Here is a 13,705-nt window from a genome sequence, read left to right on the forward strand (position 1 = left end):
CAGACCTAATAATTATTTACACACTAAATGTAAAACAGCTATTGTTTTCATAGTTCGAAACAAATCTAACATATCAAGATGACGCTTCGCTTGCGCGTCTGGAATAAGTCCGGGTTCCGGGGGGGAGTCCGGACTTTTTTATTGCTCTAAAATCTTTGCCCACAATAGAGCCAACAGAAGCTAAGTCGTAATGATGCAAACTAGCTGTTTATAGTAATTCTTTAGAAATCAACTGAAGTAAAAACGTTTCGCGCTCAATGCTCATGCCTTTTTTCGGGCTTTCTGCCATCGTTTTTTCATTGTGTGCAATTGCTTCGTGTATGTTCATCCATACCGGGCGCATTCCATTTTTAACTTCGTAATCTTCATACGCCGTTTCGCCTAGCTCACGTTCGATTTTACATGTATAACAATACGACACCATGTGCATCACGTCAGCGTCATCCTTGTACCACGGACGAAACTCCTCAAAGATTCCGAAAGGCTTAATACCATGTATATTTTGGGCGCCCGTTTCTTCCTCTAATTCACGGACTAATCCAGCAATGACATCTTCACCATCATCAATACCACCGCCTGGTAGCGTGTAGTCATGGTAACGTTCTGTATAGAGCAACAGCACATCTTCACCATCAAGTACAATGGCTCGCGCTGCATTGCGCTGAAAAACAATTTTGTCATCCAAATGCTCTATGTCTGGATGAACGGTCGATTTTAAATGTCTCATCGAAAATACCACGGTCAATGTTTTGTGCGCATATTACCGAATTTCACACTTTAAATCATTGTTGTAGGCAAAGTACGTTCGAGCGCTTGTCAGGGAGTGATTGATATGACCTTCACAACAATACGCCTAGAACAAAAGTGTGACGTGCTAATCAGCAATAAATGAGAATATCTAAATTCTTATACGTCCCTCTTACTTTTAACATCGATAAGACAATAATCTCTTAAAGTTGCCTATAATCAATACAATACTCGCCCACCCCATGCGGAGATAAAGAATGAAAAAGACAAATTTAATGATGGCTATGGCTGCAACATTGGTACTGGCTGGTTGTTCAACTTACGAGGGAGCGACCCGATCAACTGAGTATACCTCCGTTGCAAATCCCGCAGCCGTATACTGTGTTCAGCAAGGTGGTGAGCTGGATACCGTGTCGGAAAACGGCGAACGTGTCACTTACTGTGTGCTGTCGGACAATGAACGCGTCGAGCAATGGGAATACTATCGCGAGAATCACAAAGAAAATGAGGGTGACAACTACTAATTATTTTTATCGATACGTCACCTTCCCTCTATCACTTAGGAGCCTTTGGGCTCCTTTTTATTTGATTTATCAAAGTGTTCTTACGTTGTTTTTACATATCTCTGACTTTACCGCACATCGACCCTATATCGAACAGTGTTCTATTCTTGACATTCCCCTGACATAACTTTCCACTTGGACAATAAAATTCCAAACACAGATCACACTAATTCACATTTCTTCCACATTTTCTGGGACAGGTGAGCAAGATGAAAACACAAATAGTAAAAGAAGCCGAGTCAGCCCCAAGCAACGTTGTTACTGAAAAATCAAAGCGCATTATTTATAAATCGAGTTTAAACGCCTTGATGATTGTCGCTATAAGTATTCTCGTTAACCTTAGTCTTCGTCTTGATTATGTCGTGTTGGGATCAAGCCTTGGCGAGCTTTCCGTTACAGAAACGCTCCAGCTTGTGATGCTTGCTATTGCATCATGGTCGTTTTTCAGCTTATCGAAACAACAGCCTCAGCTAAAGCATGCGGCTATTTTGATTGCAGGATTTTTTGCAGTACTGATTATTCGCGAAACGGACTATTGGACAGACATGATTCATCATGGCTCTTGGGTTTTCCCAGCACTTGCTGTCACCGCACTGGCTTGCGCCAAAGCCTACCAAGGTGGTAAAGGTACCATGAACGAAATGGCGACTATTTTAACAGTGCCACATATGAAGCTATTAGTTGGCGCTGTGATGCTATTATTAGTCTTCTCTCGTCTGTATGGTATGGGCAGTTTTTGGCAACAAGTGATGGACGAAAATTACATCCGTGATGTTAAAAATATCTCAGAAGAAGGTATAGAACTGCTTTGCTACTGTTTGATCGCATTAAGCGCCGTCCGCACAAAACGCGAGCTTAATGAATAGACTCTGGGTCAAAGCGACGGTTCAATGCAGTCAGTATCGGATGGAAGATACTTAATGCCTTTTCCGCAGCACCCACAGATTCATCCAAGGCCGTCATTTCGACGGCCTTTTTCATTTCTTCAATATGTTGCAAAGCCTCTTTATCGAGCGGTAAAGAGAGCAATTTGCGAATAGCATCTCTTGCGATCATCAGTGGCTTTTTTCGGACAATTGATAAGTCTCGGAAAAATGCGCCATGCTTGACCCCTTCTAAATAAACTCGGTAGGTTGTGAGTTCATCGAGTAGCAAGAATGTCTCCGCCATAAGCCCTTTATGTGGGTATGGCACGCGAATATGTTTGCTGATATCCAGTGGAATATTGAGAGTCACCCCAATGGATTCGCAATCGGATTTAAGTACTCGTAATAAGCCTTGCTCATCCATCAAATTCTGGATATCAATGATTCGTTCGAGGTGGTAGTCATTAGACAGCAAGATAACCTCAACCGGATGCCCCGACCATAACTCGAACAACCCACTTTTGCACAAAACTTGGGAAACATAACGCATGTTTTGAAACGTGTTCAACGACTCCGTTTCTAAGAGTATATGACGTTCAGGGAACGGATTCACAGAGTCTGCGTTTAGGGTTCTAAAATACGCGTACATCGCCTCTGCTTCAGAAACACTTTGTCCTTGCGTTACTCCGCCACAAAAAATAATCGCCGTTCGCTCTGTCGGTAGTGATGCAGTCCTACAAGACAAAACTTCGACTCTGGTTATGCCCTCAGAGGTCAACCTGTTATTGACGAGGCGTTTACCTAAAACGATGACGATGTTGTCTAACTTCATTTTAAAATCTCGCGCTTAGTTGGCAGTGTTACAAAAATCTTCTTTCACTCCCGACCCACAAGCTTTAACATCTAGTTAACAACACTGTTCTAGAGACCTTTATAAAGGTTCACTGCTAAAGGAAGTCAATTATGCTGTCGATTTTCGATATATTTAAAATTGGTGTCGGGCCATCCAGCTCCCACACTAATGGTCCTATGCTTGCCGGATTCCATTTCACTCAGCTAGTTAGCGACTCTATGGCGAAAGTGCATCGGGTGCAAGTGGACCTTTATGGCTCATTGTCACTGACAGGTCGAGGGCACCATACAGACCGAGCCACGGTCCTTGGTTTGATGGGAAATAAACCTGATACCATCAAAATGAGCAGTGCCAAAAGTGCGCTACAAAATACCATAGACAATAATACGCTCATGCTCGCCGGTACACACCAGATTGAGTTTAGCTACGACCATGACATCGTCTTTCATAGCGACAACCTTCCCCTGCATGAAAATGGCATGACGATTACGGCATTAGACGCTGCTGGAGATCAAGTAGCGTTTGAAATTTATTACTCCATTGGGGGCGGATTCATCGCCACCGCCGACGAACTAGAGAACGGCACGCAACAAGATGAGGTCGCAGTACCATTTCCGTTTACATCCGCAGATGAGATGCTGGAAAAAGCCGAGACGAACGGTTTCAGCTTGGGAGGCATGATCCTCCAAAACGAACTCGCATTTCGCTCAGACGAAGAAATTAAACAAAGAGCAGAGCAAATTTGGAAAGTGATGTCGCTCTGCATGCAACGTGGCTTCGATACGGAAGGGATTTTGGAAGGTGGTCTAAATGTCACTCGTCGAGCACCAAACCTTTTGAAAAAGCTCGAAGCCAACGCTGCAGTTGAAAACGATCCGATGGAGATCATGGATTGGATCAATCTCTTCGCCTTTGCGGTTAGTGAAGAAAATGCAGCAGGAGGGCAAGTCGTTACTTCTCCAACGAATGGCGCAGCAGGGGTGATTCCGGCGGTATTGATGTACTACCATCGCTTCATCAAAGAGCTCGATGTTAAACAGCTAAAAGACTTTCTCGCAGTCGCCGGCGCTATCGGCATCTTATATAAAACTAACGCGTCAATTTCTGGTGCAGAAGTGGGGTGTCAGGGAGAAGTTGGGGTTTCTTCATCCATGGCTGCCGCTGGCTTAACAGCGCTAAGAGGGGGCAGTAACGAGCAGATTTGTATTGCTGCGGAAATTGCGATGGAGCATTCATTGGGTATGACTTGTGACCCGATTGGCGGCTTGGTTCAAGTACCTTGTATTGAAAGAAATGCCATGGGAGCAATGAAAGCGATTAATGCATCGCGTATGGCATTAAAGCGCACAAGTAAATGTTTAATTTCGTTAGATAAAGTTATCGAAACCATGTATCAGACTGGTAAAGATATGAATAAAAAATACCGTGAAACCTCTTTGGGGGGCTTAGCTGTCATTCATATGGCACCGCCATGCGAATAATGGCAAGTGGTCATTGCGCTTAGCTTCTCACCATACGCTTATCTGGTAATTATGATCTGATGATATTACATATAGAAATGCCGCGTTCTTCGCGGCATTTTCTTAACAAGAAACTATTCGATTAATCACGTCGACCACGAAGTTCAATTTTTTGAGTTGCAGCATCCGAATGGATTGTTACACCGCCATAGGCCATTTCATTGCGACCCTTCAGCGTCAATTGAGAATCTGCACGCTCTACGTCAACCTGATTTTTCGTTGCCATCGTCATATCAATCGTGCCTGTGTATGACCCATCGCCAGCAAATGCTACGTTTGTTGAGCAAACCATCAAAACAAGTGCGATTAGTTTTTTCATACATCACCTCTATTATCGTTCTTACTTTCTGTCGGTGGAAAAACTGTAACAACAGAAACGCGCTCATACGAGGAAAGCCATTATTTACCAAATGGAAATCCATGCTAATAAACTGATGTAACCAAGAATAACTTATCGTTACCTTCAATAAATCAGGGATAAGGCAGCAACGTAAATTGACCGAGCGTTGTCTTTTCTTCAGAAATTCAGCGATATGATTTGTCGACAAAAGCCAAGCGAGACAATGTATGAGCGTTAATCTGGATATTCAAAATATTTTGGTATTAAAACGGATGTATGAGTTACGTAACGTCCGGTTAGTCGCAGAATCACTCGGTAAAACGTCAGGAGCAATCAGCAAAAATCTGACAAAGATGAAAACTCAGCTCAATGATCCGCTATTCGTTCAGACCAAAAATGGCTTTGAACCAACAGCTTTTGTGGAAGCGAACATTGCGCATTTTGAGCAAATAATCAACAGTATTGATTCCATCAAACCACAGCATTTTTCACCAGCTCATTTTGACGGTTCAATCACTATTTATGCCAACACATTGTTTTGGGAGTACTTTGGTGACAAGTTTTACTTGGAGTTACTAAAGCACGCCCCAAACGCAAAATTCTCATGTTTGCGCTGGGGTAGCGAAGCAAAAAAACGATTAATTGACGGTGAAAACGCCATTGCGATTCATTACTTTGATGAAGATCTGCCACAGTCAATTGTTCAGACCGAACTAGGGCGAGGAAAAGCGGTATTTTTTGTTCGACAAGATCATCCCGCTCAAAACTCCCAAGAACTAGAAGAATACCCTTTTATACTTTTTAAAACGCCGGGATGGAACGACTACCGATACCCAGTGTTGGAAAGGCTCAAACATATGGGTTTTAGAACCACACCTAAAGTGGAAATTGAGCATCCAGCGATGATTCAAAAAGTGCTTCTGCAAACGAATCATTTTGGCATAACGATGAGTGGACATGTTCCTAAGGGTTGCCGGAGTATCGCGCTTCCTGCTGGGCTAGAGCTTGATGTTCGCTACGTGATGAGCTGTCGTCGCTCTCAACAGCAAGCTCCGGTAAATCAGTGGTTATTAGATGTCATTAAGCATGTCGCTCAGTCCTAGACTGATGACTTGCTACTGCTAATAATAGCTAAACCACACATGCGCTCTACTCACTCGCTGAACGAACATTAAAGACTCTGTATTAACCATTGAGCAAAGGTGTTTACGTGTGATTTTTCGGATGCTCGAACCATCATATAATGTGCACCAGAACTTGGCATATGCCAATTTCCAGCCTGGACTAATACGCCCTGTTGCAGCTCATCCTCAACAAGAAAGTCTCTTACCAGCAACACGCCAAGTTGATTAATCGCAGCATGAATAGCAAGCAATGAGTGTTCAAACTCGGCGACGACTTTGCTCAACTTCCCTTGGTAACCTTGGTGTGAAAACCACTCTTGCCAAGATTCATGATAACCGCTAGTACAGATTTTAGGCGCTTTAGCTAACTGCGAGAGGTCATTTATCGGGTTTAAATGCATAAAGCCGGGGCTTGCGACAACAATCCAGTTTTCTTGGGTTAATCGTATGGCTTCTTGCTCTTGCCAATCTCCATCTCCGTTAATAATTTCGATATCCGCAATCGCACTGGCGTTTGGAACCGTATTAGCAGTTGTCGAGACTTTAAAGGAAATGTCTGGGAATTGTCGCTGAAAATCAGCCAATCTTGGCATTAACCACTGAGAGCAAAAGCTGTGAGCGACATGTAAGTTAACTTGCGTATTCTTGGGACGAGCAAATAAATGCTGCGTCGTGGTCGATAATGTTTGAAGCACATGATTAACCACAGGCCAGTATTCTTGTGCGGAGCAGGTCAGCGTAAGGTGAGTGCCCTTGCGCTCGAATAACGTCGCATTGAGCTGTGACTCTAGCGATTTCACCTGTTGGCTTACGGCCGCACGAGTCACATTTAGCTCCTCTGCAGCTTTTGTAAAACTCTGTAGTCGAGCCGTGGCTTCAAAAGCTCGGAGCAAATTGAGCGGCGGTAAACTTTGCATATCATTCTCCCAGACATTTAGCTGTCATGCTATGAACTGGTGATGACAAATTGATGAAGGTGCTGAGTTTACGTATGTTGAGCATATGTCAAAGCGTCCCGATATAACTATGTTTCTACACAACTACTTAGTTTGTTAAGCGGGATCAAAAAAGCCAGCGTGATACACGCTGGCTTTTGGAACTTTATCTTAAGCAGGAATTATTCTGCTTTTTCAGTTGTTTGGTATTCAAACGCAGGAACAACCACTTCAACACGACGGTTCATTTGACGACCTTGACGTGTCTCGTTGCTTGCCACTGGGTTAGCTTCACCCATGCCTTTCACTGTCATACGCTCAGCCGCAATACCTTTTGCTTGGAACTCGTCAGCAACGGCTTTCGCACGTTTTTCTGTGAGTTGTTTGTTGTAAGCAGCAGAACCTGTCGTATCGCTGTAACCCGTGATCTCAACTTGAGCTTGTGGGTAAGTATTCATCAAATCAACGGTACCAGAAAGGTTCGACGTGTCTTTCACTTCTGCACTTTCTAAGTCGAATTGTACTGTCGCTGTTGTTTGAGCAGGGTAAACGTGATCTACAATGCGTGTTGCAGGACGTGCTTCTACCATCTCTTCAACGGCTTTTTCTTGAACGACTGGCTCAGAACCAAACTTGTAGTTGAAACCGATACCGAAGAAATCTGAATCCATGTCTTCAATTACATCATCAGACATATCTTGGTAGCGTTGGTATTCAGCACGTAGGCTCCAGTTGTAGTTGATTTGGTATTCAGCACCCAGAGAGCCAGTTGGTACGAAATCTTTCTCGTCACCAGCCATCATGTATGCAGCACCAACTTTCGCGAATAGATTCCAAGAATCCGTTAGCGGTAGGTTAAATTTAGGAGCAAGCGTCAACGCCCAAAGATCACCATCAACGGTGTTTAGGCCAGGCTTTTTGAAGTTTGCAGTGAAGTCACCAAGGTAATCAACACCATACTCTGCTGCAACGTACTTGTTGAAGCTGTAGCCTAAGTGCATAGATGCTGCAAAACTGTCGTCGTCACAAGGTTCGTTTAGGTAACACGCATCGTTTAGAGAGTTGTAACCTATTTTACCGCCCATGTAAGTGTCAGCAAGTGCAACGTTTGAGATCACACCACCAGCAAGTACAGTAGCCACTGCTATAGCGATTTTTTTCATTATTCTTTTCCTTTTTCTTGTACACAAAGCAACACATCGCGGCAGCATACTGCCGTAAAATATGAAGCCGTAACTTTCTCTTTTCTTCGAATAGAAATAGCTAAATAGCGTAGGAAAGAATCAAAAATGATATTCAAACGCCAATGACGTAAAACGGAAAAAGGTAACCTCAAGACCATCTATTCATGAGCTTCATCCGCATACCCAACCGAAAAACAAAGTTCGTTGCGTTGGTTTAGCCATAGTCAATTCGTTGCGGAGAATATCACAAAGAAGCCAACTTTCTGTGACGCAAATCACCATAAAAAGCCACTTTCTCAAATTTAAGAATCATCATTTAAGCTTGTGAATGGCAACAAATTTTTACAGGGGAGCGTGGATCTGGAGAGCACAAAAAAACAGCTCATTTAAATGAGCTGTTTTCGAAATAATGAAAAAGCGTTAACTCGTCGCGCTAAATTTTATCCGCTACGGTTAACGTTGCAGCTAATACATCTTGCCCAAACAAGACACTACGCTCAGGAGACCAACCGTAAAGTGGATCTGGGTGATTGTTGTTATCTTTAAATGGCATTTCGATTGTGTAAGACAAGCATTTGAACTGCTCTGCAACCCAATTTGAACCCACCGTCAAATTCGCTTTACCAGGCTCATCTTTATCGTAACCAATCTCATCTTGGAACTCTGGCGTAATAGTCAGTAACGCTTGCTTAAATGATGTCTCTAAAGCGGCAAGATTTTCATCGTAAGAAGGAATACCTTCTGAGCCAGCGACGAAGTTATACGGAATCGCTTCATCGCCATGAATATCTAAAAACATGTCAACACCCGTTTCCAGCATGCGCTGACGCACAAGGTAGACTTCTGGGCTCTTTTCCATTGATGGCGTTTGCCATTCACGATTTAGGTTTACACCTACTGCGTTGGTACGCAAGTGACCGCGAATACCACCGTCTGGGTTCATATTTGGTACGACGTAAAGCACCGCTTTTTCAAGCAATGCACGCGCAACCGTGTCGTTTTCATCTAACAGACGTTGGACCATACCTTCCATGAACCATTCTGCCATCGTCTCACCTGGGTGCTGACGTGCAATCATCCAGATTTTCTTTTTACCTTCTTCTGGCTCACCGAAAGTAAGCAAGCTCATGTCGTTGCCGTCTAATGTGTGGCCTAGTGTTTCAAGTTGGCAGTGGTGCGCGCTTTGTGCCATGTGTAACAAGTCTAAATGACGATCGTACGTGTATGGCGCAAAGTACGCGAAGTAAATTGAGCTGCGCTCAGGGATTACAGTGAAAGTCAGCGTGTCGCCATCGAACTCTGCCGGTACTCGGAACCATTCTTCACGATCGTAAGACGCAACCACATCGTAACCTTGCCATCCTTCTGGATAAGCCGATTTAGCCAAATCAAGCAATTTGATGGTGTGTGATTGCTCGGCTTCTGTCTCAAGACGGAAGTGGAACCACTGGTAGAATTCCGACATATTGTCGTTAGGAATTTTGAGTTGGATGTCGTTTTTGTCGTCCGCTTTCACTACGTGAATGCTGCCGCTATCGAAGTTGCTGAATACTTTCATTTTATGACTCACCTTTTAAATCTGAGCTTGAAAGACAGAGGCTAACACAAGGCTTCATCGCGCCCCAATGACTTTCACTGCAAACTGTCTCGTTTGTGGCTAAAGTCTTCAGTTTAGTCAAGTTTATCCGCTTTGCCTGCTGGTCCCGCGAGTTTTGCTAGCCACTTATCCCAGATGAATGGCGTCTGCTCGTTATCTTCTGCTTCCTCTTTGCGACGTACCGCGTTGCGTACCATCATTGCTCCCGTCCAACGGAATGGCTCTGGCGGGAAATGCCCCAACGGCCCTTTGGCTAAACCGCTTTTCGTCCATTCATTATCGATTCCCAATGCCAACGAAGATAAGATTTTTCCGCCCATTCGAGTCTGCGCTACACCATTGCCTGAATAACCAAATCCGTAAAAGATATTGCTCTGTTTATCTAGCTCGCCGAAAAAAGGGAAACCAGTAGCAGAACGATCAGAGCCCCCCGTCCATGAATAAGCAAACTCCTCTCCTCTCAAATGAGGAAACAACTTATCGAACGACTTGCGCAGTAGACCTTGGTAGCGTGTTGGCTTGTTAAACATTGCGTCAACTTGGTTATTGAAAGAAAACTGATTGCCGCCTTTCCCCAACATCAAACGGCCATCTGGCGTATCTCGGTAATAGTGTACAAAAATACGAGAATCCAACACACTAGAACCTGCCTGCCAACCAGATTGAGGTAGTGCGTCACCAAGCGGCTTGGTGATCACCATGTCGGAAGAGACCACCACGATACTGTTTTTAAACTGTTTAAACTGCTCCACCATCCATGCGTTCAATGCCAACACCACCTGCTGCGCTTGAACATTTCCTTTAGGTGTACAGACAGTGGCAGGTTTTCCATAATCTAGACGCGTCATCGGCGTATTCTCATAGATTTCAACATCCAACTCCATTGCGACGCGTCTTAATCCTCTCGCCAATAAAGCAGGTTGAACGCTGGCTGCAACTGGAGAGTGAAAGCCTTCTATATTGCGCGGCGATCCCGCATTGGCACGCAGTTCCTCCACCGAGCAACGACGCCAACTGTTCACTTCTAATCGCTTTAACTCGTCCACAACTGGCTGCATTCCCCCAGTTTGAGCCTGATTGGTTGCAGTGTAATAAACCCCTTTCAACGATAATTGCGCATCGATGTTGTGCTGCTGACAAAAGTCGTCAATCTCGAGCACTGCTTGTTCCGACTCTTTTACCAACCAAGCAGCATGTTCTTCACCGAATAACCGTTTCAATGTCGGAAACTTTGTCGACCAAGTCAGCATACAACCGCCGTTTGCGCCCGATGCACCACTGCCACAAAGGCCTTTTTCAATCACGACTACCTTTTTTTCCGGAGATTGCTGCTTAATCATAATCGCGGTCCAAAGTCCGGTGTATCCGCCACCAACAATCGCAACGTCAGTATTAATGTTCTGCTGTAACGGTTGTGGCGTTTCTCGTTGCTCAGCTTCAATTGCCTGCTTGAACCAATATGAATGATGTGTCATCGGGTATCCTCGTTAGTGCGTTACATCCATTTCCGCAAACACTTTACAAACGATGATGACAATCAACGAGCAAGAAAATCTAACGCTGAGCGATAGAAAATGTTGCACTGAGAGTGTGCGAATTTTCGCTTCCAACAAAAACAAAATGGGGAGCTCGTGGCTCCCCAAAACAAACAGCAAAAATATTAGTGGTAAACAATTCGAGTCCGTCTTACTGGTTAATATTTACCGGTATCACGCATGCGGTACTCGTATTGAACATTGAGAATAGGCTGGTAAACAACTTGCCCGTCACTTTGCAAGAACTCATTTACCATGACTTTTGAGTCAGTGATAGAAAACGATTGGCGATCAACATACGTTGTAAGGCTCGTAAACTCATCACGGAGTTGTCCAGATGATTTATTTTGGTAGCTTTGGATCATGTCTCGGCCCATTTCATAAGCCGCTTGTTTGCTATCCATTACGTCGCCATGGATAGTTTCGGTATCGTTTGTCCAATGATAACCACCAGCAAGAGCCATAGAAGGTGCAGCAATCAGAGCAATCGTACTTGCTAAAGTTGTTAAGCGTTTCATAAACCTCTCCTTACTTACCTTTACATCGAGCCAAAATTGGCTCGATACTTATAAGGTACGTATAAAGACCTAAAACACGTCAAAACAATTTCAAATAATGTTCAATTTTCGTTCAACTTATTTCACATTAACTTAGCAACTCAACGTCATATTCAGCCGACATTCGCATTTTCTTCCTTTTGAACAATGGGTTTCAACCTGACATTTCCTTACCAAACCATACAATACCTAAGGTCAATTTTCTCTTAGAATTCCAGCAAAAGAACAGTGTTCAAAACCTTACAAAAACGTCGGACACAGCAAAAACCACCTCTTTTCAGTCGTGCTTTGCATTCCTCCTTTTCGGGTTCTTCGCTGCTCGTCCGTCGGTTCTTAATTGTCGCTATTGAGCACAAGTTAATCTGGAGTGAAAATGACCGCGAACAAATCCATTTTTTACCATAGCAAATCGATTTACTCAGATGATTATGCTGATGTCTACAAGCCAATTTGGACCTACAGAGCTAAGTTCATCTTACGTGCGCTTTATTACAAACGTGCATTTAAGCACCTTTCAGACAATATTGAATCGTCATTGTTAGAGTTGCTTTGTACACGTACGCATCGGTTTTTAGAGAAACCGTTTCGTCCGTATATCATCAAAAACAACTCAGCGTTCGATCGTTCTAACTTGGTAGTTGATCACTATAAAACTATTTCAGAACTGTTTTCTAAACAAACAATCGAAGAAATCTACACAGACTCGAAAGGCCTAACATTAGCCTCTTTTGAAATTGACGAAATCCTGTACTCGGTGAGATTAGTATACGAAGCACGTTATCAAAAAGAAGGCGATATGAGCCTAGTGCTGCACAGCGCTGAAGATGGCAACTTCTACACGCTCTCTTTTACGCTCGGTCACATCGAATCTGGACGCAGCATTATGATTGGCGGCTTACAAGGACCGCGAAGCAGTGAAGAAAACAACGCGAAAATTAAAAAGCTAACTCGTAAGCTTTACGGACAGAGACCAAAAAGCTTGATGGTGAGCTTGCTCACTTTGCTCGCACAAATTTGGGAAGTGAACACGATTCTAGCAGTGAAAACGCAGTCCCATACTTACGCAGCTAAGCGCTACAGCAAAGGGCGAATCAAAACAGATTACGATGCACTCTGGCAAGAATTAGGCGGCACCGAATACAATCGTCATTTTTACTCAATTGATGTAAATGCACCCCGTCGAGATATCGAAGGCATGTCGCGCTCTAAGCGTTCGATGTATCGTCGCCGTTATGAATGGCTAGACAACACCAAGATCACTTTCGAACAAATATTAAAAGGCGAGCAAGCTAAAAGCTAAGGAGAAGCGTTCATGCGTTATTCATTCATTACTGCTTTAGTGTTGTCGGCTTTTTCTTTGTCAGCCAATGCAGAAACCAGTGAGCACATCATAGGTACAAACATTGGCTATGGCGATGTGAACTACAATGCTCCGACAAGCAAAGAATCAGGCGACATGTTCTTAGGTGAAATATATTACCGCTACATGCCAACACATAACTTTGGTATCGAAGCAGGTTATAAAGGCGCGTTTGACGGTATCGGCTCGATACTCGTGAGTCCGATTTCAGAAGTCACCGATACGAGCTTCTCCGGACCTCGCTTGAGTGGCTATGCTAGCTATCCTCTGGGTTCAGGTTTCGAACTGTACGGCAAGGCAGGTGTCACTCTCTACACTCTCGAATACACTTATAAAGTGAACGGTCAGAGTAAGAACATCGAACACTCAAGTGTCGGAGGTGAAGCGGCTGGCGGTATCGGCTGGAGCTATAAACACTTTGGTTTGAATGCAGAATATGTGTACTCAAAAAACAGCGATTTTGACTCTAGCGGCGTGATGTTTGGTGCGCAACTGCGTTTTTAAACAAGGCTTACAAGTTAATA

14 protein-coding genes are annotated in these 13,705 nt (G+C 43.9%); 6 read left to right on the forward strand and 8 right to left on the reverse strand.

All coding sequences use genetic code 11. The features are described from left to right. Positions 1-208 precede the first annotated feature (208 nt). Complete coding sequence (locus tag R7E38_RS08230) at positions 209-727, reverse strand: NUDIX hydrolase (protein WP_005374021.1); 519 nt, start codon at positions 725-727, stop codon at positions 209-211. A gap of 277 nt (positions 728-1,004) precedes the next feature. On the opposite strand from R7E38_RS08230, the gene R7E38_RS08235 reads away from it, so the two are divergent. Together R7E38_RS08235 and R7E38_RS08240 are read left to right on the forward strand one after the other, a co-directional pair. After that, positions 1,005-1,271: a DUF333 domain-containing protein gene (locus R7E38_RS08235; RefSeq protein ID WP_005374023.1), complete on the forward strand. Its 267-nt coding sequence runs from the start codon at positions 1,005-1,007 to the stop codon at positions 1,269-1,271. A 248-nt stretch (positions 1,272-1,519) separates the two neighbouring features. After that, complete coding sequence (locus tag R7E38_RS08240) at positions 1,520-2,176, forward strand: hypothetical protein (RefSeq protein ID WP_005374025.1); 657 nt, start codon at positions 1,520-1,522, stop codon at positions 2,174-2,176. On the opposite strand, the gene R7E38_RS08245 is transcribed toward R7E38_RS08240, so the two are convergent. Further along, positions 2,166-3,008, reverse strand: coding sequence for a YdcF family protein (locus tag R7E38_RS08245; protein WP_137282835.1), 843 nt, complete (start codon positions 3,006-3,008; stop codon positions 2,166-2,168). The genes R7E38_RS08240 and R7E38_RS08245 overlap by 11 nt on opposite strands. Positions 3,009-3,139: 131 nt before the next feature. On the opposite strand from R7E38_RS08245, the gene R7E38_RS08250 reads away from it, so the two are divergent. Further along, on the forward strand, positions 3,140-4,510 hold the full coding sequence (locus tag R7E38_RS08250) for an L-serine ammonia-lyase (protein WP_137282836.1): 1,371 nt from the start codon (positions 3,140-3,142) through the stop codon (positions 4,508-4,510). Positions 4,511-4,631: 121 nt separating this feature from the next. Here the strand turns inward: R7E38_RS08250 and R7E38_RS08255 are convergent, their stop codons facing one another. Continuing rightward, on the reverse strand, positions 4,632-4,868 hold the full coding sequence (locus R7E38_RS08255) for a hypothetical protein (RefSeq protein ID WP_005374030.1): 237 nt from the start codon (positions 4,866-4,868) through the stop codon (positions 4,632-4,634). 248 nt (positions 4,869-5,116) lie between these two features. Between R7E38_RS08255 and R7E38_RS08260 the strand changes: the two genes are divergently transcribed. Continuing rightward, on the forward strand, positions 5,117-5,992 hold the full coding sequence (locus R7E38_RS08260) for a LysR family transcriptional regulator (RefSeq protein ID WP_005384388.1): 876 nt from the start codon (positions 5,117-5,119) through the stop codon (positions 5,990-5,992). 68 nt (positions 5,993-6,060) lie between these two features. Here R7E38_RS08260 and R7E38_RS08265 read toward each other — a convergent pair whose 3' ends face one another. The 5 genes from R7E38_RS08265 to R7E38_RS08285 all read right to left on the reverse strand — a co-directional run bounded on the left by R7E38_RS08265 (position 6,061) and on the right by R7E38_RS08285 (position 11,782). Then, on the reverse strand, positions 6,061-6,930 hold the full coding sequence (locus R7E38_RS08265; RefSeq protein ID WP_137282837.1) for a LysR substrate-binding domain-containing protein: 870 nt from the start codon (positions 6,928-6,930) through the stop codon (positions 6,061-6,063). A 200-nt stretch (positions 6,931-7,130) separates the two neighbouring features. Next, a complete protein-coding gene (locus tag R7E38_RS08270) occupies positions 7,131-8,111 on the reverse strand; it encodes an OmpA family protein (protein WP_053307160.1) in 981 nt (326 codons plus the stop codon). A gap of 454 nt (positions 8,112-8,565) precedes the next feature. Next, positions 8,566-9,690: a carboxypeptidase family protein gene (locus R7E38_RS08275; RefSeq protein WP_176311420.1), complete on the reverse strand. Its 1,125-nt coding sequence runs from the start codon at positions 9,688-9,690 to the stop codon at positions 8,566-8,568. A 113-nt stretch (positions 9,691-9,803) separates the two neighbouring features. Further along, positions 9,804-11,204, reverse strand: a complete 1,401-nt coding sequence (locus R7E38_RS08280; protein ID WP_176311419.1) for an FAD-dependent oxidoreductase — start codon at positions 11,202-11,204, stop codon at positions 9,804-9,806. 218 nt (positions 11,205-11,422) lie between these two features. Then, positions 11,423-11,782, reverse strand: a complete 360-nt coding sequence (locus R7E38_RS08285) for a DUF3316 domain-containing protein (RefSeq protein ID WP_064369428.1) — start codon at positions 11,780-11,782, stop codon at positions 11,423-11,425. A 412-nt stretch (positions 11,783-12,194) separates the two neighbouring features. On the opposite strand from R7E38_RS08285, the gene R7E38_RS08290 reads away from it, so the two are divergent. Both R7E38_RS08290 and R7E38_RS08295 read left to right on the forward strand, forming a co-directional pair. After that, on the forward strand, positions 12,195-13,121 hold the full coding sequence (locus R7E38_RS08290; protein ID WP_005384371.1) for a VirK/YbjX family protein: 927 nt from the start codon (positions 12,195-12,197) through the stop codon (positions 13,119-13,121). Positions 13,122-13,133: 12 nt separating this feature from the next. Continuing rightward, positions 13,134-13,685: an outer membrane beta-barrel protein gene (locus R7E38_RS08295; RefSeq protein ID WP_149192177.1), complete on the forward strand. Its 552-nt coding sequence runs from the start codon at positions 13,134-13,136 to the stop codon at positions 13,683-13,685. The last annotated feature ends 20 nt before the right edge of the window (positions 13,686-13,705 follow it).

It is taken from the genome of Vibrio sp. Vb2131, from assembly GCF_033338535.1.
Taxonomy (GTDB): domain Bacteria; phylum Pseudomonadota; class Gammaproteobacteria; order Enterobacterales; family Vibrionaceae; genus Vibrio; species Vibrio alginolyticus.